The sequence below is a fragment of the Citrobacter sp. MGH110 genome, assembly GCF_001037515.1.
In the GTDB taxonomy this organism is placed as follows: Bacteria; Pseudomonadota; Gammaproteobacteria; order Enterobacterales; family Enterobacteriaceae; genus Citrobacter; species Citrobacter portucalensis.
In genome coordinates, this window is record NZ_KQ089832.1 from 192,481 (window position 1) to 218,884 (window position 26,404).

Genomic DNA, 26,404 nt, shown 5'->3' on the forward strand with positions numbered 1-26,404 from the left:
GTCATCAGGCTTTCAGTTAATCGCATCGTACAGCTCGGCGTGAATTTTCTGCCATTTCTTGTTCTCAGGGCTTGGCTGGGCGCGAACACGCAGCTCGGCCTGCTCAAGATCATATTGCTGACGCGCAACGACCGCAGGCACGGAACAAAAACTTTGCAGATAACTTTTATGCAGCGAAGTGAGCGATGCCCCATTCGACATCGCATGGCTGAGCGTAGTCATAAACTGTCGGCATGGTTTGCTTTCATCCATCTGCGAAGGGTAACGCAGCAGCAGTCTCAACACCTCAGTATTGCCCGCCGAAAATGCCTGCTCCGTCCACGCCAGCTTCCAGTCCATCCCGCCCTGCAGGAACAGTGACGTCACGCGGGTGTCATTGCGATCGATAGCCGCCCGCATGTTAAAGGCATCCCAGGTGATGCCCATTCGGGTCACCGCCTCCCGTGCGCTGGGGGCATCGCGTCGCGGTTCCTCCTGCACAATTTCAACGGATTGTCCGGAAGACGCCTGTGGCGCTGGCGAAGTAAATAACCAGAACGCACCCAGCGAAATCGCCAGCACCATCACGCCGACCGCTACCCACAACATGCCGGAAATCAGCTGTTCACGTTCTTCCGCCGTGCGCTTGGCTCGCTTTTCCGGCGGATCAATACTGTCTGCGATTTCATGCTTATCGCCTCCCGCTTGCTCGTCTTTTTGCTTTGCTGTTTCCCAAAACTGGCGGACCATAGCCTCATCAGATTCCAGATACGACGCAGGATTAATGCGCGTACGCCGTTCTTCAAATGCCCGTTGCACAGGATGAGTTATCTGTCGGTACTGGTAGTCCAGCAACATCAGTTGTACTGACGTCAGCGGCTGCTGCGCGATAACGCAGTTACGAGCCAGGCGGCAATCATCCAAAAACATGCGTAGCGTGATGCGCGGCTCAACAAATGACATGAGCACTGAGGTATCGTTAAAAATCTGCGTAAAGTGGCGAACGAATAATTTCTTATCGACGACCATCAGCGCCAGCTCGCTAAACATCATACCGTCCAGCGCATCTCGTCCTTCGCCCAACTTTAGCCAGCGACGCAGACGTTCACCACCAAAGTGCTGTTTCAGAAAGCTGTTGAGAGGATGTTGATCCGGCCATACCCGTGCAATCAGAGATTTGAGGGTTAATTCTATTGCGCGAAGTTGACGCTGCGCCCGCATCTGAGCATCCGGCTCCACAGGTGCAATTTCGGTTTGATACTTCAGGATGGGCTGTTGCTGGCGTAATTGTTCCAGAGAAGCCACAAAGCGCAGCGCTGAAATCAGCTGGTTTTCACTGACGTCCTGGCCATTTTCATATTGGGGTACACTCTGTTGAAGATGACGTAGCCGCAGAGTGAACTGGCTCAATTGCGCATCATTCATCTGCAACCGTCTGGCGACAGCCCCCCAGCCGCCCAGATTCAGTCGTGCCTGATCCAGTTGTTCGAGAAACCACCGTGGGTCTTTGCCTTCTGCGGCATGTACGCCTAGCAGCAGTAATATTTCTACCGACGCCTGGCGGATAATCCCCAGACAATGTTCAAAGGGTGTACATGTCGCTTGTAACGCGCTATTGGTCATCATCTTCCCTAAAAGGACCCAAAACGTGCGGCCTCACCATGGTATGTAATTATCTTTTTTAAACGCAACGTTGTGCCGATGTAGACTAGAACACATTCATATAGCAAATAAATAAGTTTTACAGTGACTTCCGCACAATCATTGAAAATTATTCTGGAGATAAGCCTGTGCCTGTACTGCAAACATCACGTCTGCTCTGCCGCCCACTGACAGAAAATGACTGGACGTTCTTCTTAACGCTACAGCAGAACCCAGATGTGATGCGCTTTGTCGCTGACGCACGTACTGAAGAGGAAATACGGACAGCCTTCGACTCCCGCCTGCCTGAATGGTATCCCGGCAGCCCATACTGGCTATGTCTGCTCCTGTGCGATAAGACATCGGGAGCACCGCTTGGCGTGACCGGATACATTCAGGATAACAATGAATGTGCCGAGGTTGGCTTTCTGCTCGCCCCACAGGCACAGGGTAAAGGTTATGGCGCTGAATCTCTGCATGCCGTGTGTGAATACGCTTTTGCCAGCGGCGGTCTGCGGCGGCTAACCGCCTGTGTCACCGCAGGAAACGAAGCCTCACGGCGTCTGTTGGAAAAGGTCGGGTTTATTCATGAAGGCACGCTACGCGCAAGCTATTGGCTACATCAAACCTGGCACGATGACTGGATTTTTGGTCTGTTAAAACAGGAATATCAGCCGCCCACGGCATAGGTCGTTTTGCGGTAAATACTGGCTGTCAGGCAACTAGCGTAACGGCGTGTTTTTTTTAGAATAGATCTCTTTGCACAGAGATGATTATGCCGCTGCGTTCGACGCATTTCACGCCCGCCTGTATTGCATTTATTAAGCAATGGCAGGGCCTGTCGCTGGAAAAGTATCAGGACCAAAAAGGCATCTGGGTCATTGGCTACGGGCACGAAATCACCGCCAATGAATCCTTTGATACCCCAATTACGGTGATGCAGGCAGAAACATTGCTACTCGCAGATATGAGTATCTGCGAGGCATTCATCCATAAGGAAATGACGCAAATAAAAGACAGGTTTCAGCTGGAAGTATTAATTACGTGGATATTCAGCGTGGGAATTACCCAATTTTGCGCTAAAAATATCTGGCCAGTGTCTATTTCACAGCCAGAAACATTCTGACTGTGAAATATGTTCCTAGTAAATGGTGTTGTTTAACATCATTGCCGCCTGCGTACGGTTTTTTACCTCCAGGCGCTGGTACAACGATTCAAGATGGGCTTTTACCGTTCCGGTACTGATATTTAACAGTCGACCAATTTGTTTATTAGATTCTCCGGCGGCCAGCATGGTCAAAATCTCCCGCTGACGTGCGCTGAGCAATCTGATATTTTGCCCACCGCTTTCGGTAGCGGTTATGCAGTCTCTGGGGATAAACATCATACCCATCGCGACGCTATTGAGGGCCAGCGTAAAGGTTTCCGCGTCAGAATCGCGCGGAACAATGGCCAGCACGTTCAGTTTAGTGACCTCTTGCAACCATTTTTTACGGCAGTCCGTTGCGGTCACCAGCACCTTCACCATCGCAAAGCGCTCTGCTATCTGTTGCAGCAAGCTACAGCAGAACTCAGCATCAAGGTCGCCATCCAATATAACTAATGCCTCGGGTTTATCTTCCAGCGTCAGCCAAAGTTCATCTGCCTGACTGACACCCTGAACATCCACTCCTGGAATACGTTGCTGCAAACTTACATTCATTCCATGAATAAATATTGACTGCCTGTCAAACATTACTACCTGCATTATTTATCTCCATCCGAATAGGATATTAGCCTTAACATGCGGAAGGGTATTACCCATAGGGTAAAATAAGAAGTCACCATTTGGCGGGGGGCCATTTTACCGATAGACGGAGAAGAAAGAAGCAGAAGTTATGAATAGTTACAGCTCAACCCGAAGGATCATACAAAGGAGCAAAAACAGGTTCGAAAATTAGGGAAAGTCTTAATATTTGACGCTCATGATAAGACAATGAATATTAATTAATATGATTTTATATTTTTAGCTAAAAATAAGATATCTACGACAATGGATAAATCTGTTACAAAATACAATCTAGCATTAAGTGCTTATTCAACGCATTCCGTGACCTGTTGAATAAGCACCTTATGGGTTTACAGGAACATTCCGCCGGATACCTCGATACGCTGTGCCGTCATCCAGGCCAGTTCATCGCTAAGCAGCGCAGCAATGGCATCGCCGATATCATCCGGCAAACCAACGCGTCCCAGCGCCGTTTGCGATGCAATGTACGCATTCAATTGCGCATTATCCCGCACATTTCCGCCGCTAAAATCCGTTTCTATTGCGCCTGGCGCAATAATATTCGCCGTTATACCGCGCTCTCCCAGCTCTTTTGCCTGATAACGGGTTAACACTTCCATCGCACCTTTCATGGCTGCGTATGCGCTGTAACCCGGTAGCGCAAAGCGGGCAAGCCCGGTCGAGACATTGAGGATGCGACCACCTTTATTCATCAGCGGTAGCAGGCTCTGCGTCAGGAAAAAGGGGCCCTTAAAATGGATGTTCAAAAGTTGGTCAAATTGCGCTTCAGTAAATGCCGGATACGGTGCGTTAATGCCGATTCCGGCATTGTTCAATAAATAATCAAACACGTTACTTTGCCACTGCGTTTGTAACGTTCCCTGCACCTGTTGAACAAACTGAGGGAATGTAGAAATATTACCGACATTCAACGGTAATGCCGCCGCTTTACCGCCAGATTGGCGTATTTCATCCACAACCTGCTGCGCTTCTTTTTCATTGCTGTTCCACGTCAGGATAATACCGATTCCTTTACTTGCCAGCTTCAGCGCCGCGTTTTTACCGAGTCCACGGCCGCCGCCAGTCACCAATGCGATACGTTGCGTCATAAGAAACCTCATTTCAGGTGTTGTGAAGATTGAGACAAAGCTTATTAGGTGATAGAAGAACAATAAATACTGCTAACTGCGCATTACTGTTTCATTTAGAACAACAATAGGGCATGAGAATGGATAAAATTCACGCAATGCAGTTGTTCATCCGCGTCGCAGAGCTGGAGAGCTTTTCGCGTGCCGCAGACACCCTCGGACTTCCTAAAGGTAGCGTATCGCGCCAGATCCAAGCTCTGGAAAATCATCTGGGCACGCAGTTGTTGCACCGCACAACACGCCGCGTTCAGCTCACGCAAGACGGCATGATCTATTACGAACGCGCGAAAGATCTGTTGAGTAATCTGGATGAGCTGGATGGGCTGTTCCATCACGATCCGTCCAGCATCAGCGGCAAGCTGCGCGTTGATATGCCGGTCGGTGTAGCAAGAAACCTGGTGATGCCCCGCTTACCGAGCTTTTTGCATCAGTATCCAGGCCTGGAACTCGAACTCAGCAGCAGCGACCGTCTGGTGGATTTGATCCGCGAAGGTTTCGACTGTGTGGTACGCGTGGGTACGCTGAAAGATTCAGGGCTGATTGCGCGCCCGCTGGGGAAACTCACGCAGATTAACTGCGCCAGCCCGCAATACCTCGCCCGCTTTGGTTATCCGGAAAATCTGGAGGATCTTGCCTCGCATGCAGTGGTGCATTACTCGGTCAATTTGGGAACGCGTGCGCAAGGTTTCGAAGTGGCGACAGAAAACGGCACGCAATGGGTTAAAACCGGCGGCATGCTAACGGTAAACAGTACCGAAACCTATCACGCGGCATGCCTTGCCGGTCTGGGCATTATTCAGGTGCCGCGCGTTGGCGTGCGTGATGCCCTGCGCGCCGGTACGCTGGTCGAAGTGTTGCCGCAATATCGCGCCGAGCCAATGCCAGTCTCTTTGCTTTATCCGCATCGGCGCAACCTCTCCCGCCGGGTACATCTGTTTATGGAATGGCTGACTGGCGTGATGAAAGACTATGTGGATTAGTCCATTTTTCAGGATGCGCCCCTGAGCAGGCTATAATGTCATGAGTGAACAAAATAAGGACAACCGATCGGATGACGCAGGAACAAGACGCAAAACACCCTACGCCAGAACATAAACCAGCCTCCGCCGCGCCGGAGAAAAACGCTAAAGCGAACCAGGCGCTGAAAACCGCGCTGACCTTCGCCGATAAAATTCAACGCCAGCCCATCATCGCCCATCTTATTCGTGCCGCAGAGCGGTTTAACGATCGTATGGGAAATCAGTTTGGTGCCGCCATTACCTACTTCTCGTTTCTGTCGATGATCCCAATCCTGATGGTGTCGTTTGCCGCCGCGGGTTTTATTCTCGCTTCGCACCCTACGCTGTTGCAGGATATCTTCAGCAAGATTCTGCTGAACGTCAGCGATCCGACGCTCGCCTCTACGCTGAAAAACACCATCAATACCGCCGTTCAGCAGCGTACGACCGTAGGTTTGGTTGGGCTGGGTATCGCGCTCTATTCCGGCATTAACTGGATGGGGAACCTGCGCGAAGCGATTCGTGCCCAGTCGCGGGATGTTTGGGAACGTACGCCGCAGGATCAGGAAAAAATTTGGGTCAAATATCTGCGTGATTTTGTTTCCTTGATTGGCTTACTGGTTGCGCTGATTGTTACTCTGTCCATTACCTCTATCGCCGGTTCCGCCCAGCAGATGATTATCTCTGCGCTGTATCTCGACGGTATCGAATGGCTGAAGCCCGCCTGGCGGCTGATCGGCCTGACCATCTCTATTTTCGCCAACTACCTGCTGTTCTTCTGGATTTTCTGGCGGCTACCGCGTCACCGACCGCGTAAGAAAGCGCTCATACGCGGTACCTTTATCGCGGCGCTGGGGTTTGAAGTCATCAAAATGATCATGACGTATACGCTGCCATCACTGGTGCAGTCGCCGTCGGGCGCGGCATTTGGTTCCGTGCTTGGACTGATGGCGTTCTTCTACTTCTTCGCTCGTCTGACCCTGTTTTGCGCAGCCTGGATTGCCACGGCGGAATACAAAGACGACCCGCGTATGCCGGGGAAAACACACCGCTAATCTTTGTTAACTGGCCGGATAAGCGCAGCGCCATCCGGCAATTATAATGCCGCCTGCTCTCACTGATTTAGTGAATAAATCCAACCCGTAACTTTTATTTAACCAAAAACCAGTTTTATCATCCAAGTTTTAAATTGTGTGAAGCATTTCATGGAAGTGAAATCTCAAGCCTAAAAATTATCCCCTTTTTGCTCCATTTTTGACCGACCTCAAAGTTTGTTACAGATTGAAATGTCTCTTTTGCTGTGCGTAATATGACCTTTCGTTCGGCCAAAAATAAGAAAATATTATGCAAGCAACAGCCACAACACTCGACAACGAACAGGAACACACCCCGGTCAACTCGCGCAATAAAGTTGTCGTCGCCTCGCTCATTGGCACCGCCATTGAGTTCTTCGACTTCTATATTTACGCCACCGCCGCGGTAATCGTGTTTCCCCATATCTTCTTCCCGCAGGGGGATCCGACCGCGGCTACGCTACAATCCCTCGCCACTTTTGCTATCGCCTTTGTGGCCCGACCAATCGGTTCCGCGGTGTTCGGACATTTCGGCGATCGCGTCGGCCGTAAAGTCACGCTGGTTGCTTCACTGCTTACCATGGGGATCTCGACAGTCGTCATTGGCCTGCTGCCGGGCTATGAAACTATCGGCATTTTCGCCCCACTGCTGCTGGCGCTGGCGCGTTTTGGTCAGGGTTTAGGTCTGGGCGGTGAATGGGGCGGCGCAGCGTTGCTGGCGACGGAAAACGCGCCACCGCGCAAACGCGCGCTGTACGGATCATTTCCTCAGCTGGGCGCGCCTATCGGTTTCTTCTTCGCCAACGGTACCTTTCTGCTGCTCTCCTGGCTGCTGACCGACGAACAGTTCATGAGCTGGGGCTGGCGCGTACCGTTCATCTTCTCCGCGGTGCTGGTGATTATCGGTCTGTACGTCCGCGTTTCATTGCATGAATCCCCGGTTTTCGCCAAAGTAGCCGCGGCGAAAAAACAGGTGAAAATCCCGCTGGGTACTCTACTGACAAAACATGTTCGCGTGACGATCCTCGGCACGTTCATCATGCTGGCGACCTATACGCTGTTCTATATCATGACCGTCTATTCGATGACGTTCAGTACCGCCGCAGCGCCTGTAGGGCTTGGCCTGCCGCGTAATGAAGTGTTGTGGATGCTGATGATGGCGGTCATTGGTTTTGGCATCATGGTGCCGGTGGCGGGCCTGCTGGCCGATGCGTTTGGTCGCCGCAAGAGCATGCTCATCATCACCACGCTGATCATTCTGTTTGCGCTGTTTGCCTTTAAACCGCTGCTCGGCTCTGGCAATCCGGTGCTGGTGTTCGCCTTCCTGTTGCTGGGCTTAAGCCTGATGGGTCTGACATTTGGCCCGATGGGCGCACTGCTGCCGGAGCTGTTCCCGACCGAAGTGCGCTACACGGGGGCGTCGTTCTCGTACAACGTTTCGTCGATTCTCGGCGCATCGGTTGCCCCATACATCGCTGCATGGTTGCAGGCGAATTATGGTCTGGCGGCTGTTGGTACGTATCTGGCATCGATGGCGGCATTGACGCTGATTGCACTGCTGTTGACCCACGAAACCCGCCATCAGTCGTTGTAATTCTTTTGCCGGATGCGGCATAACCACCTTATCCGGCCTGGGTTGAGCATGAAATCCAGGCCGGATAAACATCCGGCCAGACATCACTTCTTCATCTGTGACAGGATCGTCCGGCACTGATTCGCGTCACCCTCTGACGGCGAAATCAGCGCCAACAAGGCTGCCGCGGGAGTAACTAACGTGGCTAATGCGGCAGCAACCGCACCGCGCGCAATCAGCGGTCCGGCCTTCACGCCAGCCTGCGGATTCTTAAAGGTGCCGCGAACATACAGCGGCGAACGCAGAGTAATAATACGAATCCCTTTGCTCTCCGGATCGATGGTTAAATCCAGTTGCTCCGACGCAAAGCTTGCCGTACCAGTGACATTGATGACTGCGTTTTCCGTGTCGAAAGCAAAAATCTGCGGACGCGCCACGCCGTTAACAATATCCAGATTCGCCGCCGCGCAGTTCACCCGCACTTCGTCATCACCAAATATCTGCCCGACAAGATAGTTCCCCAGATTCAAGCCCACAATTTCCATCAGATTCCGGCTGATCAAGCCGTCATTCATCAGCAGTTTCAGGTTGCCATTGCTGTTACCCAGCAGCGCCGCTACCGAGTTTCCACTTCCGCTAAACCGGGCGTCCCCGTTCATTTCACCGAGCGTTTTCTGCATCAGTTCCACATCGGGCATCAGCGCTTTTAGCTTCAGCCGCCGCGCCTGAATATCCGCCTGCCCCCGCATCGGCTTTTTATCCCCTTCCAGATGGATGCTGGAGACAATGCTGCCTCCCGCAAGACCAAATTTCAGCGGTTGCAGGCGCAGGTCAGCATTTTTCAGGATGATATGAGTGGAGAGATCGCTGATCGGCAGGCTACTGCCATGCTCAATACGCCGTCCTTTGAAACGCACGTCAGCGTCCATCACGTTCCATTTATCGGTTTCAAAACGGTCATACGGCAAGACCTTGTCCGCTGGCTGAACGCTCTTCTCACCTTTGCGCTGTTCAGATTGTTTTGCCCGTTCCGCCCCTTTGCCTGAATCCACCCCGATCAGCGGCCCCAAATCGGCCAGCCTCAGCTGGCGTGATTCCACATCGCCCTTCAGCATGGGTCGCGGCTTACCGGTGGTGTAGGCCAGCGTTCCGTGAATATCGCTGTCGCCAATGCGGCCATTGAAATCGCGATAATCAAAAACAGAGGATTTTTCCGGGTCAATTTTCGCCACCAGACGTCCGTCGGTTTCAAACGGCGGCGTATCCGGGAGCAGTACGCCGGTCAAATCGTACAAATCCCCTAGCGAATCTCCCGAGAATTTAAGCCGCAAATCCGCCCCGCCCATATTCATCGGATCGTTTATCGTGCCGATAAACGCTACGCGCGTATTGCCCGAACGGAAATCAGCCTGAATCGGGAAAGGCGTATCTTCGCCACGCAGCGCCAGCATTCCGCCTATTTTTCCGCTACCGCTTAGCGGTTCGCCGTTATATCGTCCTTGCGCTTTCAGCCCAAACACGTAGTCCTCGACGCGGGCGTTGCTCTCTTTACCTTTTGCGCCGGTCACTTCGCTAAAGGGTAACGGTTTACCCAGCGGATCGACCAGGATCTCAATCTCCGACTTCGTCACCTTATCGTTAATGGCGATACGTCCCTGGTCGAACAGAATGTTATCCAGCCGGAAAGACCATGCTGATGGCGGCGCATCAGGATCGCGGTTTTCGTCCCCAGCTAAGTTAAAGGTCCAGTTATTGTTTTTCTCCGACAGGCGGATCAGCCGCGCATCGGGTTTGACCAGCTTGACCCACGGGAGCCAGACGGTTTTTGTCAGCAGTGCCAGCGGGGCGAGCGTAGCTTCAACACGCGGCAGATGCACCATGGTGACGTCAGGAATATCTGGCGGGTTGCCGAGGATAATATCTTCAGCATGAACATGCGGCCAAGGAACCCAGCTACGCCAGCCAGTTTCCTGCTTCTGGCGTTCCCAAACCACGCCCAGGTCACCCCGTATAGCAAAGGGCCGGTTGAGTTCTGTAGAGACTTTCTGGTTGATGGTCGGTTTGAGCCGGTTCCAGTCAAATGTCGCAATCACAATGATGAGTACGACGATCAACAACAAGAAAACCCCTATTACTGAAGTGGTTATTTTACCTGTTCTCGTCATGTCTAACCTCCTTACTTCCTTCCTTGCCTGTCCTAAAGATAGTCCAGCAGGATGAAAAGGAGGTGCACTACGCCCTCATCAAAGCGACAGGATCACCTCTTCAAGCGTATCCAGAGGCACTGGACGAGAGAGAAAATAGCCTTGCGCAGCGAAAGCCGGTGAGTTTTGCACATCGCGCCACTCTTCCAGCGTTTCAACGCCTTCGACAATGACACCGCGGCAATAGCGGTTCATGAGCTGTAATAGTAGTGTGAAGAGATTACGTCCCTCCGGCGTCTTGCGCAGCATGACGAACAGATCCCGCGCCACTTTGATATAGTCATAACTCACTTCACTAAGCGCCGAGAAGTTCGCCATTCCGGTACCAAAGTCATCCAGCCAGAGCGGGCCGAACTCGCACATTGAAGCGAACGACGACCCCTTCGGCAAGCGGATATGTTCCACCAGCTCAAAACGCAGCCACGGCAGGCCTTCAATGATTTTCAGGATTTCGGGATCCTGACGCATCGCAATGAGTGTTGGTCCATCGACATTCACTGAAGCCAGCAGGTTGTTGGCTCTGAAAAAGCCCCCTTTCAGCTCAAGCTGCAGAAGTTGCTCTTTCACTACATCAACACGATGCCGTACAGCCACTTCAGCAAAATAGCGGTCTGGTGCAATACGTTGGGAAGGGTTATCAGGATGGCTCACGACGGTCAGCAGTTCAACGGCCATCAGCCGTCCGTTGGTCTGGTAAATTGGCTGGTAGGTGTAAGCACGCTCGCACTGCAGCCAATAGCGTCTTTCCAGCAAGCTTTCAATACTCGCATCGGGCGTAATGAGCTGCTGGGTAACCTGCTTTATCATCTGAGATGTCCTGTAAATAAGAGTGTGACTGACCGGACTCGTCAAAGGTTATCGGCGCTCAGACGAAGAACTTTACGTTCAGCTGTGCGCAAAAATAAAAACTAAGCGGCAAAAACAACGCAGAACACGTGCTGGCTCAAAAAAATAATGGAACGATGTTTTAATATAGTTGACCACTTAACACCCACAGCGCACACTAACGCTAATTTTTTTCAGAGCAGGTTACGACTATGTCCAGAAAGATTGCCGTGATTGGCGAATGCATGATTGAGCTGTCACAGAAAGGCGCTGACGTTCAGCGCGGATTCGGTGGCGACACGTTGAATACATCCGTTTATATCGCCCGTCAGGTCGATGCGGCGGCACTTTCCGTACACTATGTGACTGCACTGGGTACCGACAGTTTTAGCCAACAAATGCTGGAGTCCTGGCAGGGTGAAAACGTAGACACTTCATTAACTCAGCGCATGGAAAACCGCCTGCCAGGTCTCTACTACATTGAGACCGACAGCACTGGCGAGCGCACCTTCTATTACTGGCGTAATGAAGCCGCCGCAAAATTCTGGCTGGAGAGCGAGCACTCTGCCGCAATTTGCGAAGAACTGGCGACATTTGACTACTTGTATCTGAGCGGAATCAGCCTGGCGATTTTAAGCCCGGCAAGCCGTGACAAGCTGCTGTCGTTGCTGCGTGAATGCCGTGCCAACGGCGGAAAGGTCATTTTTGACAATAACTACCGCCCACGTCTGTGGAGCAGCAAAGAAGAAACCCAGCAGGTTTATCAGCAGATGCTGGAATGCACCAATATCGCATTCCTGACGCTGGACGATGAAGACGCACTGTGGGGTGAAAAACCCGTTGCCGAGGTGATTGCCCGTACTCACGCAGCTGGCGTTCAGGAAGTGGTAGTGAAGCGCGGCGCAGACTCTTGCCTGGTTTCCATTGCAGGCGAAGAACTGATCGACGTTCCGGCCGTTAAATTGCCGAAAGAGAAAGTGATCGATACCACTGCGGCCGGAGACTCCTTCAGCGCCGGGTATCTGGCGGTCCGTCTGACCGGTGGCGATGCCGCCGAAGCCGCAAAACGCGGCCACCTGACGGCAAGCACCGTCATTCAGCATCGTGGGGCGATTATCCCCCGCGACGCCATGCCGCAATAATTTATTGTTCCTGTAGGCCGGATAAGGCGTTAACGCCGCATCCGGCACTGGGTAAGCCGGGAGCGCTTCACTTGCCCGGCTTACAGGTTACGATACCCTTTACTGTACAGGCGGGATATCCGTCACTTCAGGGTGTGATTCATCCGTTTCAACAGACGTTGCCGCTGCGGTAACGGGCGCCATAATGCTATCCCACGTCGCCTGCAGATCCTTCATATTGAATTCAGGTTCACCCTTCGGCTGCAGCAGAATTAACGCCATATCTTGCGACAGCTGCTGACGCAGGTCCTGATTCAGCATCTCAACGCTCAGGCTGTTGAGGAAGCTCTGGCGTAAACGCTGGTACTGTTCAGGCGCAATATCCACCACCTGATTTTGCAGCGAGCGCAAACGCTGGCTGATCAAAATATCGGTATCGGTACGACCATAGGTGGCAAACAGCTTCTGCAGTTCCAGATTCTTTTGCGCTACCAGCGCATTGAACTCTTCTTCCGGCAGTCCCTTATCACGCACTTTCGCCAGCTCACGCGCAACCGTACCCAGATTGGCGTTCAGCTTATCGTTCGGCGACTCAACGTTAATCGCGCACTGCGCGCGCAGGAACAGCACCCGGCAGTCAAATCCGAGGCCAATGTCTTTGGCATTGTTTTTGGTTAGCTCTTGCTGAATGTGCCAGAACAGCGCCTCACGAGCTAAATCAGCGCGCCAGTAACGTAACAGCGCGGCAGATTCACGGATCGGCTGCCACGGCGTATCCCACATAATAGACAGGCGATCCTGGCGTACCGCATCGGTCATAATACTCACGGCTTCTGCTCGCAGCGGAGAGAGCGTGGGAACCGGTGCAGGCGTTTCGCGTTTTCCTTTTAACTCGCCAAAGGTTTTATTGATTTGCTCAGCTACGCTGCGTGCATCAACGTTACCGACGATGATCAGCGTCATCGCGTCCGGGGTATACCATTTCTGGTAGAAAGACTGAATTTTCGACGCGTCTACCGGCGTTTTCAGCGGATCGGCGGGATCGTGCCCCAACAGGGTCGATCCCTTCAGACGGTAACGCCACCACCCTTCTTTGGTATCTGACGGCCAGGTTGCAACCATGTCTTCGCTATTCAGCGCATGATTGACCGTTTCAGAGGTGATGCTCAGTTTACCGGAGATATTTGCCAGATAAGAAAGTGACTCTTTCAGTAGGTCGTTACGGCTGTTAGGCAGACTGAGGTTATACAGCGTTGAATCATAGGAAACGATAACCGGCGGCATGGGACGTTTGGGATCGAACCCCTGCTGCCACAGTGAACGGGCTTGCGTGGCATCGAGGCCACCGCTTTGCGTCAGCGCGATACGCGGGATCGCATGGCTGAAACCACTCTGTTGCGCACTTTCGGTGAGTGAACCGGTATTGACCAGCAGGCGAACCTCAATACGGTCGCTCGGACGCTGGGGAGTGGCTAACACTTGCCACTGTAAACCATTTGCCAGCGTGCCCTGTTGCCACGCTGGATCAGGCTGGAGCGCATCTGCCTGCACATAGCCGGCAGTGGCCATCATCAGCAAGCCGCCCGCTAAAAGTCGAATTTTTGTGCCCTGCATGTGAACCCCTGATCAACTATCCTGGAAATAAAAAGACAGCCCTCGAAAGGACTCTCTGAATATGACGTTAAAAACACTTCGTGTTAGACCGCGAGAACATAAAAATGTCACGGAAGAAGTGAAAAAATCCCGAGCCGCCGAATCGACGGTTTCAGGCACAGGGGGTAATTATGCGCAAACGCCCGCAGTCCTGGAAGGGACTACGGGCATAAGTGACGAGATTAAGAGGATAAATCGTGCGTTTTGCCATCCGGCGCACGATTATTCAGCGTGTCATCCAGCTTTTTGGTATCCAATTCTTTCACCCATTTAGCCACAACGACAGTTGCAACACCGTTACCAATCAGGTTGGTCAGCGCACGGGCTTCAGACATGAAGCGGTCAATACCAAGAATCAGTGCCAGGCCAGCAACCGGTAAATGACCCACCGCAGAGATAGTCGCGGCCAGAACAATGAAGCCACTCCCGGTCACACCCGCTGCACCTTTTGAGGAGAGCAGGAGCACCACCAACAGGGTTATCTGATGGAAGATATCCATGTGGCTGTTGGTCGCCTGAGCGATAAACACCGCCGCCATAGTCAGATAGATTGATGTCCCATCAAGGTTAAACGAGTAGCCCGTGGGTATAACCAATCCGACAACCGACTTCCGACAGCCCAGTTTTTCCATCTTATCGAGCATACGCGGCAGCGCAGACTCGGAAGAAGAAGTACCCAGAACGATCAGCAGCTCTTCACGGATATAGCGGATGAATTTAAAGATACTGAAGCCGGTTGCGCGCGCAATTGAACCCAGCACCAGCACCACAAACAGAATACAGGTGATGTAGAAGCAGATAATTAGCTGACCCAGTTGCACCAGCGTTCCGACGCCATATTTACCGATGGTAAAGGCCATAGCACCGAAAGCACCGATAGGCGCCAGGCGCATGATCATATTGATGATGCCGAAAATAACCTGCGAGAAACTTTCAATCACGTTGAAAATCATCTGGCCCTTGCTGCCCAGACGATGCAGCGCAAAACCAAACATTACTGCAAACAGCAATACCTGCAGGATGTTACCGCTGGCAAACGCGCCAATGACGCTCGCCGGGATAATATCCATCAGGAAACCTACGATCCCCTGGTCTTTTGCCTGTTCGGCGTAAATCGCAACCGCTTTGGCATCCAGCGTCGCCGGATCGACGTTCATCCCGGCACCGGGTTGCACCACGTTAACAATGATAAGACCGATGATCAGCGCAATCGTACTGACCACTTCAAAATAAAGCAGTGCAACCGCACCGGTGCGGCCTACGGCTTTCATACTTTCCATGCCTGCAATGCCGGTAACGACAGTACAGAAGATGACAGGTGCGATGACCATCTTGATGAGCTTAACGAAGGCATCACCAAGCGGTTTCATTTGGGCGCCTAATTCAGGGTAGTAATGGCCAAGGAGAATACCAATGGCAATCGCTGTCAGGACCTGAAAGTAAAGGCTTTTGAATATAGAGGTTTTCATAGGGTGTCCTTAAAGTAAAAACCACAGGTCTTGTAAGGTTTTGTTTAACCTGCGGCCTTAAAGTAACACCCACACAACTTGACAGAAATGTACCTGGATCATAATTGATACAAAAATGTTAAAAATTTTGAGCTGGCTCGCACAAGCGAGACCTTTTTTAACTTTTGTAATCAGCGCTTTCCGGCGCCAGATAACGTTCTTCGAAGATATTTGCCGGAACCGGTCGGGCAAACAGGAACCCTTGTGCCACTTCCACCCCGGCTTGTGATAGCCATTCACGCTGCGCTTCGGTTTCGACACCTTCGGCGATCATCTGCAAATTAAGGCTGTGGGCCAACTGAATGATGGCGGAGATCATGCTGCAATCCTCAGGTACTCCGTCGACAAACATCTTATCGATTTTGAGGACATCCACCGGTAGCGACTTCATGTGCTGTAGCTGTCGCAGGCCCGCATACCCCATGCCAAAGTCATCCAGTGCGATACGTACTCCCGCATTACGCAATGGGCGCAAAATGGCCACCGCGGCGTGGGGATCATCGATATGTCGGCTTTCAGTCACTTCCAGGATCAACGTACCAGGCTTGATGCGATAGCGGTTTAACAACTCCAGCAGGTCCGAGACCATACTCGGGTGCATCAGCTGTAGTGCGGACAAATTCACCGACAGCGGCAGCATCAGACCCCGTTCCTGCCACGCTGACAGCTGGCGACACGTCTCTTCCAACACCCAGTAACCAACCGTCACCATCAGGCCGCAGGACTCAATCCTGTCGATTAACCCTTCGGGCAGCTCCCAGCTTCCGTCCGGCTGCTGCATCCGCAATAATGCTTCTGCGCTCAATACCTTACCGCTGGACATTTCCACCTGCGGCTGCATCCAAAGCGCGAACTGACGATTATCCAGCGCGGTAAGAATATCGTTCTCTTCCGTCAAACGCTGCTGCGCCTCTTCCATCTGTAACGGATCAAAGAACTGAATTTGATTTTTACCCTTATGGCGCGAGGTTAACACGGCCGACAGGGCGCGGCGGTAAAGCTGTTCTGCGGTCAAATCACCATAGAACATTGCTACCCCAATGTTGCAGGTAGGACGCAGTTGAATACCCTGAATAGGTAATCGCTCGTTAACGATAGTGAGTACTTGCTGACCTAGAGTAATAGCGTGCCAGGGTTCTTTTACACCATGGGCGATGATGGCGAAGTCATAGCCACTCACCTGGGAAAGCACCATCCTGGGGGCTAATACCGACTTGAGTTTTTCGACCAGCGTAAGCAGCAGGATTTCCCGCTGAGTTTCAGTTAACACCCCCGCGGTGTCACGTAGGGTTTCGCAGGTGACAATCATCAGCGCCGTCGTCTGCTGGCGGGTAACAACCTGCTCCAGCAACCCCATTAAAAACGACTTATTGGGCAGTTCGGAAACCGGGAAACGCATTGCAAAGTCGCTTTGCTCTTCGCTATGTCGCTGAATCAACTGCTGATTAAGATTGTAGCTACGCACCAGCATACCAATCTCATCATCCTGATGTAGACGCGGCAATGCCAGTTGATAGCCAATCAGATCCTGCTGTTGGATATCGTTCAGCTCACGGGCAATTTTACGTAAGGGGTGCACAATCAAGCGGTTAATGCACCAGGAGATGGCGACGGTCAGTATTAACGACAAAAGTAAGTAAATGGTCACTAACGTCGAGAGCGTACTCATCACGAATTTGTACATGCGGTACGAATCCGCCTGCAGTACCAGATACGCCAGCGGTTGCGGGTTAGCTGAACGCTCAAGAGAATAGATCGGCAGCGAAATTTGTACCGGAAGCTCAAACAGGCGAGTCACCGTAACAGGAACGGGGCGTTCAGGGATAAAGCTCATCCGCAACGCCTGAAACTGATTGGGCAGCACCACATCGGCGCGACTTACCACGCCCGCTGGCCGAATACTTTTTAAAATGGCTTCCGCTTCGGGAATATCCCCTTTCAGGATAGTGTCCGACAGAGGCTCACGGACGGAGCGAGCGATACTTTCCAGTTGCGTAGCCGTGTTATAGCGGTTTTGCTGGACCAGATGGAACAACAAAACGGTGCAAAAAATAAAAACGAACACCATAACAACGGCCGCAACCATTGCCATCTGCTTAATTGTTAACGAGCGACTGACACGCAAACTGACTCTCCACGGATAGACGAAACTGCCGTCAGAGTATACCCGATCGTAGCGGTATTAAGAGAGGCGGTATCTGAAAACTTCCCAGCGTGCATTATCGCGACAGGATAGGCACCTGGCGACGAGATTTATCTGCATTTAAGCCGAAATAGGCCGCAAGGTTGCCCCCTGCGGCCTGGTTCGGGCGCATGTTGCCATCACGGCAGGCAGACGCCCACAAAGCGCATTACTTCCTGTTACGCAGCCAGCTCACAATCAGGCTGGCAATGGTGCCAGCGATGATTGGAGCCGCTAAATCGTGCCAGAAGGCCACGCCTAACTGTGCGAGCGTCATATAGCCGCCTGTGTTGCAATGGCAACTGTTCGCGGCTATCCTTAACTTGTCTGGAGTCAAGTTAGCCCCCGTCTTGTTGCCTGGTTTATACCGAACAACGTGCGGGGGTTTTCTCTTTCCAGCAACCGATGCCGCCGGGGATCAAGCCCCCGCAACATTGCGCCTCACCGGGAATTCCCGGCTTGCCGCTGATTCTACGGCAGCCCACTTGCCATATCACTGCGCAATATTGCGCTCTGCGTAGCGCCTCGCAATTCACCCATTTTCTTACCAGCACGCTGGAAAGATTCTTTCCAGTTGGCAACATTCCTGCCGACCATTAGTTCAGACAAAAACATAACACATTGATATCTATCAGTTCATTTTCTGGCACAGCGATTGCTATTTGACTGTGAGCTGTTCTGTTCCGAATTAAAGGAGATATCATGTCTGACTGTCGTACTTACGGATTCAACACCCAGATCGTTCACGCGGGGCAACAACCCGACCCTTCAACTGGCGCGCTTAGTACGCCTATTTTCCAGACCTCAACGTTTGTTTTTGACAGCGCCGAACAAGGTGCCGCCCGCTTTGCGCTCGAAGAGTCCGGGTACATTTACACCCGCTTGGGTAACCCCACCACCGATGCGCTGGAGAAAAAGCTGGCGGTACTGGAAAGAGGTGAAGCCGGGTTGGCAACCGCGTCCGGTATTTCAGCTATCACCACAACGCTGTTGACGCTTTGCCAGCAGAGTGACCATATCGTTTCCGCCAGCGCGATTTACGGCTGCACCCATGCGTTTTTGTCGCACAGCATGCCGAAGTTTGGGATTAACGTCAGCTTTGTCGACGCGGCAAAGCCTGAAGAAATCCGCGCCGCCATGCGACCAGAAACCAAAGTTGTGTATATCGAAACGCCCGCCAACCCAACGCTGTCGCTGGTCGACATTGAAACGGTGGCCGGTATCGCCCATCAACAGGGCGCATTGCTGGTGGTGGATAACACCTTTATGTCGCCGTACTGTCAGCAGCCTTTGCAACTGGGCGCGGATATTGTGGTTCACAGCGTCACCAAATATATCAATGGTCACGGGGATGTGATTGGCGGCATCATTGTTGGTAAGCAGGAGTTTATCGACCAGGCGCGGTTTGTAGGCCTGAAAGATATCACCGGCGGCTGCATGAGTCCTTTCAATGCGTGGTTAACACTGCGCGGCGTTAAAACGCTGGGCATTCGTATGGAACGCCACTGTGAAAATGCGCTGAAAATCGCCCGCTTCCTCGAAGGGCATCCATCTATTACTCGGGTGTATTATCCTGGCCTGACTTCGCATCCGCAGTATGAGCTGGGCCAGCGGCAAATGAGCCTGCCAGGTGGAATTATCAGCTTCGAAATCGCCGGCGGCCTCGAGGCTGGTAGGCGGATGATCAATTCTGTAGAATTGTGCCTCCTCGCGGTCAGTCTCGGTGATACCGAAACCCTCATTCAGCACCCAGCGTCTATGACACATTCGCCCGTTGCACCTGAGGAACGGCTCAAAGCAGGTATTACCGACGGGCTTATCCGTCTTTCTGTGGGTCTTGAAGATCCAGAAGATATTATTAACGACCTTGAACACGCCATCAGAAAGGCAACATTCTGACCAATATGGCCTGAACCGACGTCGTTCGGTTCAGGTTGTTGAGAATCAAGGCACAACAGTCTGGCAATACACGCGATCCTCTTTCGGGGAGAACGTGTATTTTGGGCAGGGGGTTCTATGCAGGACAACACATTACAATTAAGCAACAATACAGCAACCGCCGTACCATTCTCAAAAAAAATACCGTTTACGAAATACGATTTTGGCTGGGTATTACTGTGCATCGGCATGGCCATTGGTGCCGGAACGGTACTGATGCCGGTACAAATTGGCTTAACAGGCATTTGGGTATTTATCGTTGCCTTTATTATTGCTTATCCGGCAACTTATATTGTGCAGGATATTTATTTAAAAACATTATCAGAAAGCGAAACCTGTAATGACTACACGGATATTATAAGTCATTATCTGGGAAAAAACTGGGGCGTATTTCTTGGCGTCATCTATTTTCTGATGATTATTCACGGCATATTTATTTATTCCTTATCCGTGGTTTTTGACAGCGCCTCATATATCAAAACCTTCGGCTTGACCGAGGCCGATCTTTCGCAGTCGATAATCTATAAAGTGGCCATTTTTGCCGTGCTGGTCGCCATTGCTTCCGGGGGAGAAAAACTGCTGTTCAAAATCTCCGGCCCGATGGTGGTGGTCAAAGTGGGTATCATCATCGTATTTGGTTTTGCGATGGTTCCGCACTGGAACTTCGCTAATATCAGCGCCTTCCCTGAAGCATCGGTCTTCTTTCGTGATGTACTGCTAACCATCCCGTTCTGCTTCTTCTCGGCGGTGTTTATTCAGGTGTTGAACCCAATGAACATCGCCTACCGCAAACGGGTGGCGGACCGGGTGCTGGCTACGCGTATGGCAATCCGTACGCATCGCATCAGTTACATTACTCTGATTGCTGTCATTCTGTTTTTCTCCTTCTCTTTTACCTTTTCCATTAGCCATGAAGAGGCCGTTTCGGCTTTCGAACAAAATATTTCAGCACTGGCGCTGGCGGCTCAGGTCATTCCTGGGCAGATTATTCATATCACCTCAACGGTATTAAATATCTTCGCCGTATTAACCGCGTTCTTTGGTATTTATCTGGGATTCCACGAAGCGATCAAAGGTATTATTCTCAACGTTCTGAGCCGCGTCATTGACGTTGAGAAAATTAATCCGTTGGTGCTTACGCTGGGTATTTGCACCTTTATTGTTATCACCCTGGTCATTTGGGTGTCATTTCGCGTATCGGTACTGGTGTTCTTCCAGTTAGGTAGCCCGCTTTACGGGATTGTGTCGTGTATTATTCCGTTCTTCCTGATCTATAAAGTAACGCAACTGGAAAAACTGCGCGGACTGAAAACCTGGTTGATCCTGCTGTACGGAATTCTGCTGTGCCTGTCGCCCTTATTGAAGCTGATTGAATAACCCATGTATATCGCGCCGTCAGACGCTGGCGGCGCTTAACCTACACTCTCCAGCTGATAGCCGCGAATTTTATTCAGCACCGTGGTGTGCGACACGCCCAGCGCTTTGGCGATATGCCGTGACGACACATTATCTTCCACCATCTGTTCAATGAGCTGGCGTTCAGCACACAGAACCTGCTCTTTAAAAGGACGTTCTGTCGCGCCCCGCTCAACGGCAGGCAAATTCACCATCCCTAATTCTTCCCGCGTAATGACATCGGATTCCGCCATCAGCATCAGGCGAATAATGGTATTTTCCAGTTCGCGCACGTTTCCCGGCCAGGTGTGATGGTGCAGGGCATCAAAACAGGCTTTATCCAGAATGATCCGCCGCTGGAATTCCTTCGCGTATTTCTGCACAAAGTGGCGAATCAGCAGGCTGATATCTTGTGGGCGCTCGCGCAAAGGTGGAATGGTCAGTGAAAGCACGTTGATGCGGTAATAGAGATCGGCGCGCAGCAGACGTTGTTCCACCATCTCTTCCAGATTGGCATTGGTTGCCACAATAATGCGCACATTGACCGGAATAATTTGTGCCCCGCCAACGCGCCGAATCCCGCCATCCTGAAGCACGCGCAGGAGTTTAGCCTGTAAGCTCAGCGACATTTCGCCAAACTCATCGAGAAAAAGGGTGCCTTTATCGGCCATTTCAAACAGCCCTTTTTTGCCTTTACAATCCGCACCGCTGAAAGCCCCTTTCTCATAGCCAAAGAATTCACTCTCCATTAGCGACTCAGGTAGCGCAGAGCAGTTGACCGGAATAAACGGATAAAAACGTCGCTGCCCGGAATTATGGATAGCCCGGGCCAGCAGCTCTTTACCGGTCCCCGTATCGCCACGGATCAGAACGGTATATTTGCTGTCGGCAATTTTTATCGCCTTTTCGATAAGCGCGTGCATGCTCTGGCTGCTGCAAATAATGTCAGAGAAATAGCGCGGCCGTTCCGGCTCCGGCGTTGACAGCTCACTTATCTCCTCACAGAGGTAAGCGACATGAATAATATCGGCGCGCTGGCTTAAACAGGATTGCACACAGGAAATATCCTGTAGCTGGCGGCACCAGGATTTAATCAGGATCCGCCCAGGCGTGACTTTCATGGAGATGATATTGATATCACAGCAGGAAAATTCCTTCAGGACATCCTCAACCATCGACAGACGATCAATTGTTTTAATATCCCAGCGTATCGTGACCACATTTGCTCCTGGTAGTTAGCAACTGCGAAATAGATATTTTTGTGACTAGAGGGAATCTGACTACATTCTAGACGCTGTGGAATAATGTTCTGCCAAAGGACTCACATTGTGGACGTAAAGAGAAAATATAAAAAAACCGGAGCACAAGGCTCCGGTTATCGGGTCATAACCCAGGTTTATTGCTGTGGGTTCTCATCCTGGTCAACGGCAAAACACGCCACCAGTTGACCGCCGTAATCTTTCAACTGCGGCTGAAGCTGGGTACACGGACCAAAGCGACGACGGCAGCGGGCGTTAAACGCGCAGCCCGGCGGCGGATTCAGCGGGCTTGGCAGTTCACCGGTCAGCTTGATACGCTCACGGCGATCGTCCGGGTTCAGACGCGGCGTTGCGGAGAGCAGCGCTTGCGTGTACGGATGACGCGGATTATTGAAGATTTGGTCCTTCGTCCCTTTCTCCACGCAGCGGCCTAAATACATCACCATCACTTCATCGGCAATGTGCTCAACCACCGACAGGTCGTGCGAGATAAAGACGTATGACAGCCCCAGTTCCTGCTGCAAATCCATCATCAGATTCAGCACCTGCGCACGCACCGAAACGTCCAGCGCTGAGACCGGTTCATCGGCAATCACCACGTCCGGGTCAAGCATCAGACCGCGAGCGATGGCAATACGCTGACGCTGACCGCCGGAGAACATATGCGGATAGCGGTCGTAGTGTTCGGTTTTCAGCCCCACTTTCGCCATCATCGCCAGCGCTTTTTCACGACGTTCCTCTTTGCTGAGCGTGGAGTTGATCAGCAGCGGCTCTTCCAGAATCTGTCCCACTTTTTTACGCGGGTTCAGGGAACCGTACGGGTTCTGGAATACAATCTGGATTTTCTGCCGACGCAGCTTTTGCGCCTGCGGGTCGTGCTTAAGCAGATCCTGTCCCTGGTAATACAGCTCACCGCCGGTCGGGACTTCAATCATCGTCAGCAGGCGGCCAAGGGTGGATTTCCCACAGCCCGACTCGCCTACCACCGCCAGCGTTTTACCGCGTTCTAAGGTAAAGGAGACGCCGTCCAGCGCTTTCACCAGGCGCTCTGGGGCGAACATGCCCTTTTTCACCGGGTAGTGTTTTTTCAGATCAATAGCCTGCAACAGCGGCTGTGACAAAGTGGCCTTTTGCGTACTCATAGCCCAGGCCTCCCGGCATCATCAAGTGGGTAGTGGCATTTCGACTGACGACCGCCTTCCAGCAGGTTCAGTTCAGGTTCTTCAGCGCGGCATTTGTCGGTCGCATAGGGGCAGCGAGGGTTCAGCAAACAGCCGCTCGGGCGGTCATATTTCCCGGGAACCACGCCCGGCAGCGAGGCCAGACGTGCTTTATCCTGAGCAAACTCAGGCAGCGCGCGCAGTAGCGCCTGGGTGTAAGGATGACGCGGCGCGCGAAAGATATCCTGCGCGGCTCCGGTTTCTACCACCTGGCCGGCGTACATCACGATGATTTTGTGTGCCGCTTCAGCCACCAGCGCCAGATCGTGCGTGATTAAGACCAGCGCCATGTTCTCTTTTTGCTGCAATTCCAGCAGTAGCTCGATGATCTGCGCCTGAATAGTCACATCCAACGCCGTTGTCGGTTCGTCGGCAATCAGCAGTTTCGGACGACAGGCTATCGCCATCGCGATCATCACGCGCTGACTCATCCCACCGGACAACTGGTGCGGATATACATCCAGACGTGAGGCCGGATCGGGAATTCCCACCAGCGTCAGCAGGTCTATTGCCCGCTGAACACGCGTTTTTTTGTTGCCGCCCTGGTGCACTTTAATGGCTTCCATAATCTGGTAGCCGACGGTGTAGCAGGGGTTAAGGCTGGTCATCGGGTCCTGGAAGATCATCGCCACTTCCGCACCCACTAACTGGCGACGCTCTTTCTCAGAGATGCGCTTCAGGTCGCGACCATTAAACTCCAGATTTTCGGCCATAACGCGGCCTGGGTAGTCAATCAGTCCCATAATCGCCAGCGAACTGACGGACTTACCAGAGCCGGACTCTCCTACAATGCCAACCACTTCACCCTGATTCACACTGTAGCTAATGCGGTCTACGGCGCGGAATTCGGAACCTACGTCGCCGAAATGCACCGATAATTTATCTACATTTAATAACGCCATCTCGAACCTCTTACTGCTTCAGTTTGGGATCGAGCGCGTCACGCAGACCGTCACCCATCAGGTTAAATGCCAGCACCGTCAACAGGATCGCCAGCCCCGGGAAGGTCACAACCCACCAGGCGCTTTGGGCAAACTGCAGAACGTCAGAGAGCATGGTGCCCCATTCCGGCGTAGGCGGCTGTGCGCCCATCCCCAGGAAGCCGAGGGCAGCCATATCGAGAATGGCGTTAGAGAAGCCAAGCGACGCCTGAACAATCAGCGGCGCAAGACAGTTAGGAAGAATGTTGACGAACATCTGGCGCATCGCGCCGGCTCCCGCCACGCGAGATGCGGTGACGTAGTCGCGGTTAACCTCCACCAGCACGGCGGCGCGCGTCAAACGGACATAGTGCGGCAATGCCACGAACGTCAGCGCCAGCGCGGCGTTGCCAATCGAGGGGCCAAATACAGCCACCAGCACCAGTGCCAGCAACAGGCTCGGCAATGCCAGCATGATATCGACCACACGCATGATGACGTTATCGACAATCCCGCCAAAGTAACCGGCGATCAGCCCAAGAACCACGCCCATCAGCAGGGAGAGTACTACCACCAGACAGCCGACCAACAGCGACAGACGCGCACCGTACATCAGGCGGGACAGCACGTCGCGGCCTACATCATCAGTACCAAACAGATGCGCCATGGTACCGCCTTCCTGCCACGCGGGAGGAGCCAGCAGCGTATCGCGGAACTGGTCTGCCGGGTTGTAGGGTGCGAGGACGTTGGCAAAGACCGCAATCAGGATCATCACCACAACGTACACCAGCCCAACAACCGCACCTTTGTTGCGTTTAAAATAGTGCCAGAACTCCTGCAGCGGAGTCATCGGCACCGGTGCAGCAATAACTTTATTTTCAGTAACCTGTGACATGATGGCCCCTTACTTCTTATGCCGAATACGCGGGTTCACCACGCCGTACAGCAGGTCTACCAGCAGGTTGACGAGGATAATCATCGTCGCGACCAGCAGCACCCCGCCCTGCACCACCGGATAATCGCGGCGTTGCAGCGCATCGATCAGCCAGCGCCCCAGTCCCGGCCACGAGAAGATGGTCTCGGTCAGGATCGCCCCGGCCAGCAACGTACCAACCTGCAGGCCGATAACGGTCACCACAGGCAGCATTGCGTTGCGCAGAGCGTGAATAATGATGACGCGCATACGAGTCAGGCCTTTGGCGCGCGCGGTACGGATGTAATCTTCACCCAGCACTTCCAGCATCGATGAACGGGTCATACGCACAATGACCGCCAGAGGAATGGTACCCAGCACCATCGCAGGCAGGACCATATGCGCAAACGCATCGATAAAGTTGCCCTCTTCACCCCAGATGGCGGTGTCGATAAGCATAAAGCCGGTTAGCGGATTGGAATCATCAAGGAACACCATGTCGCTCACGCGCCCAGAAACTGGCGTCAGGTTCCACTGCACGGAAACCAGCATGATCAGCATCATGCCCCACCAGAAAATCGGCATAGAGTAACCGGTCAGCGCCAGGCCAACTGCCGTGTGATCGAAAATGGAGCCGCGCTTAACGGCAGCAAGTACACCCACTGGGATACCCACTGCGACGGCGAAAATCATCGCGCAGACGCCGAGTTCCAGCGTTGCTTTGAAGCGAGGTACGAACTCTTCCCACACCGGTAAGCGGCTTTTCAGTGAGATACCTAAATCACCATGCATAACCCCCCAGATATAGTGGAGGTACTGCTGCCACATCGGCTTATCCAGACCGAGTTCAGCCAACAGTTGAGCATGACGCTCAGGGGAGATCCCACGTTCACCCGCCATGATCATAACCGGATCGCCGGGGATCATATGGACAAAGGCAAAGGTGAGAAGAGTGATACCGATAAACGTGGGGATGACGAGTCCCAAACGTCGGAGAATGAACTGCAACATAACCCGGATTCTCTCTAATGACGCACGGCCTGGAACCGTGAGTCTGTATTGCTCACAAATCTTATCCCACGCAAA

22 protein-coding genes are annotated in these 26,404 nt (G+C 52.5%); 8 read left to right on the forward strand and 14 right to left on the reverse strand.

What is annotated here, in order from left to right; all coding sequences use genetic code 11:
• Window positions 1-12: 12 nt before the first annotated feature.
• Window positions 13-1,602: an STY4199 family HEPN domain-containing protein gene (locus SK38_RS20890; RefSeq protein WP_032945303.1), complete on the reverse strand. Its 1,590-nt coding sequence runs from the start codon at window positions 1,600-1,602 to the stop codon at window positions 13-15.
• Window positions 1,603-1,769: 167 nt separating this feature from the next.
• Here SK38_RS20890 and SK38_RS20895 point away from each other — a divergent pair, with 167 nt between their 5' ends.
• On the forward strand, window positions 1,770-2,309 hold the full coding sequence (locus tag SK38_RS20895) for a GNAT family N-acetyltransferase (RefSeq protein WP_048236974.1): 540 nt from the start codon (window positions 1,770-1,772) through the stop codon (window positions 2,307-2,309).
• An 86-nt stretch (window positions 2,310-2,395) separates the two neighbouring features.
• A complete protein-coding gene (locus SK38_RS20900) occupies window positions 2,396-2,746 on the forward strand; it encodes a glycoside hydrolase family protein (RefSeq protein ID WP_048236975.1) in 351 nt (116 codons plus the stop codon).
• A gap of 15 nt (window positions 2,747-2,761) precedes the next feature.
• Here the strand turns inward: SK38_RS20900 and SK38_RS20905 are convergent, their stop codons facing one another.
• A complete protein-coding gene (locus tag SK38_RS20905; protein WP_003827446.1) occupies window positions 2,762-3,367 on the reverse strand; it encodes a helix-turn-helix transcriptional regulator in 606 nt (201 codons plus the stop codon).
• 371 nt (window positions 3,368-3,738) lie between these two features.
• Window positions 3,739-4,497 (reverse strand): SDR family NAD(P)-dependent oxidoreductase, encoded by a 759-nt coding sequence (locus SK38_RS20910; RefSeq protein WP_048236976.1) that lies wholly within the window; start codon window positions 4,495-4,497, stop codon window positions 3,739-3,741.
• A gap of 119 nt (window positions 4,498-4,616) precedes the next feature.
• Between SK38_RS20910 and SK38_RS20915 the strand changes: the two genes are divergently transcribed.
• From SK38_RS20915 to SK38_RS20925, 3 genes are all read left to right on the forward strand, one after another.
• A complete protein-coding gene (locus SK38_RS20915) occupies window positions 4,617-5,516 on the forward strand; it encodes a LysR family transcriptional regulator (protein ID WP_008786405.1) in 900 nt (299 codons plus the stop codon).
• 71 nt (window positions 5,517-5,587) lie between these two features.
• Window positions 5,588-6,589, forward strand: a complete 1,002-nt coding sequence (gene yhjD, locus SK38_RS20920; protein WP_032945313.1) for an inner membrane protein YhjD — start codon at window positions 5,588-5,590, stop codon at window positions 6,587-6,589.
• Window positions 6,590-6,878: 289 nt separating this feature from the next.
• Window positions 6,879-8,201, forward strand: coding sequence for an MFS transporter (locus SK38_RS20925; RefSeq protein ID WP_048236977.1), 1,323 nt, complete (start codon window positions 6,879-6,881; stop codon window positions 8,199-8,201).
• 83 nt (window positions 8,202-8,284) lie between these two features.
• Here SK38_RS20925 and SK38_RS20930 read toward each other — a convergent pair whose 3' ends face one another.
• Both SK38_RS20930 and pdeH read right to left on the reverse strand, forming a co-directional pair.
• On the reverse strand, window positions 8,285-10,345 hold the full coding sequence (locus SK38_RS20930; protein ID WP_032945315.1) for an AsmA family protein: 2,061 nt from the start codon (window positions 10,343-10,345) through the stop codon (window positions 8,285-8,287).
• Window positions 10,346-10,423: 78 nt separating this feature from the next.
• Window positions 10,424-11,191, reverse strand: a complete 768-nt coding sequence (gene pdeH / locus SK38_RS20935; protein WP_008786408.1) for a cyclic-guanylate-specific phosphodiesterase — start codon at window positions 11,189-11,191, stop codon at window positions 10,424-10,426.
• 230 nt (window positions 11,192-11,421) lie between these two features.
• Here pdeH and SK38_RS20940 point away from each other — a divergent pair, with 230 nt between their 5' ends.
• Window positions 11,422-12,351 carry a 2-dehydro-3-deoxygluconokinase gene (locus SK38_RS20940; RefSeq protein WP_048236978.1) on the forward strand — a complete coding sequence of 310 codons (930 nt, stop codon included), beginning with the start codon at window positions 11,422-11,424 and terminating at the stop codon, window positions 12,349-12,351.
• 99 nt (window positions 12,352-12,450) lie between these two features.
• Here the strand turns inward: SK38_RS20940 and SK38_RS20945 are convergent, their stop codons facing one another.
• The 4 genes from SK38_RS20945 to SK38_RS25055 form a co-directional block, all read right to left on the reverse strand.
• Complete coding sequence (locus tag SK38_RS20945; RefSeq protein WP_032945317.1) at window positions 12,451-13,944, reverse strand: M16 family metallopeptidase; 1,494 nt, start codon at window positions 13,942-13,944, stop codon at window positions 12,451-12,453.
• 221 nt (window positions 13,945-14,165) lie between these two features.
• Window positions 14,166-15,452 (reverse strand): C4-dicarboxylate transporter DctC, encoded by a 1,287-nt coding sequence (gene dctA, locus SK38_RS20950; protein ID WP_008786411.1) that lies wholly within the window; start codon window positions 15,450-15,452, stop codon window positions 14,166-14,168.
• A gap of 157 nt (window positions 15,453-15,609) precedes the next feature.
• Window positions 15,610-17,616: a biofilm formation regulator HmsP gene (gene hmsP, locus SK38_RS20955; protein ID WP_075553079.1), complete on the reverse strand. Its 2,007-nt coding sequence runs from the start codon at window positions 17,614-17,616 to the stop codon at window positions 15,610-15,612.
• A 226-nt stretch (window positions 17,617-17,842) separates the two neighbouring features.
• Window positions 17,843-17,950, reverse strand: coding sequence for a type I toxin-antitoxin system toxin Ldr family protein (locus SK38_RS25055; protein ID WP_003827426.1), 108 nt, complete (start codon window positions 17,948-17,950; stop codon window positions 17,843-17,845).
• Between the two features lie 425 nt (window positions 17,951-18,375).
• Here SK38_RS25055 and megL point away from each other — a divergent pair, with 425 nt between their 5' ends.
• Entirely contained in the window at window positions 18,376-19,572 is a 1,197-nt protein-coding gene (megL, locus tag SK38_RS20965) for a methionine gamma-lyase (RefSeq protein WP_048236980.1), read from the forward strand.
• 117 nt (window positions 19,573-19,689) lie between these two features.
• Window positions 19,690-20,988 carry an aromatic amino acid transport family protein gene (locus tag SK38_RS20970; protein WP_043018665.1) on the forward strand — a complete coding sequence of 433 codons (1,299 nt, stop codon included), beginning with the start codon at window positions 19,690-19,692 and terminating at the stop codon, window positions 20,986-20,988.
• A gap of 35 nt (window positions 20,989-21,023) precedes the next feature.
• Here SK38_RS20970 and SK38_RS20975 read toward each other — a convergent pair whose 3' ends face one another.
• From SK38_RS20975 to dppB, 5 genes are all read right to left on the reverse strand, one after another.
• Complete coding sequence (locus SK38_RS20975; RefSeq protein ID WP_048227290.1) at window positions 21,024-22,226, reverse strand: sigma-54 interaction domain-containing protein; 1,203 nt, start codon at window positions 22,224-22,226, stop codon at window positions 21,024-21,026.
• Window positions 22,227-22,402: 176 nt separating this feature from the next.
• Window positions 22,403-23,407 (reverse strand): dipeptide ABC transporter ATP-binding subunit DppF, encoded by a 1,005-nt coding sequence (gene dppF / locus SK38_RS20980; RefSeq protein ID WP_008786417.1) that lies wholly within the window; start codon window positions 23,405-23,407, stop codon window positions 22,403-22,405.
• Complete coding sequence (dppD, locus tag SK38_RS20985; RefSeq protein ID WP_048236981.1) at window positions 23,404-24,387, reverse strand: dipeptide ABC transporter ATP-binding protein; 984 nt, start codon at window positions 24,385-24,387, stop codon at window positions 23,404-23,406. The genes dppF and dppD overlap by 4 nt, the downstream gene beginning before the upstream one ends.
• A 10-nt stretch (window positions 24,388-24,397) precedes the next feature.
• Window positions 24,398-25,300 (reverse strand): dipeptide ABC transporter permease DppC, encoded by a 903-nt coding sequence (gene dppC, locus SK38_RS20990; protein WP_003024315.1) that lies wholly within the window; start codon window positions 25,298-25,300, stop codon window positions 24,398-24,400.
• A gap of 9 nt (window positions 25,301-25,309) precedes the next feature.
• The gene (gene dppB, locus SK38_RS20995) at window positions 25,310-26,329 is read right to left on the reverse strand and encodes a dipeptide ABC transporter permease DppB (protein ID WP_048236982.1); all 1,020 of its coding nucleotides are present in this window, start codon (window positions 26,327-26,329) and stop codon (window positions 25,310-25,312) included.
• Window positions 26,330-26,404: the final 75 nt, after the last annotated feature.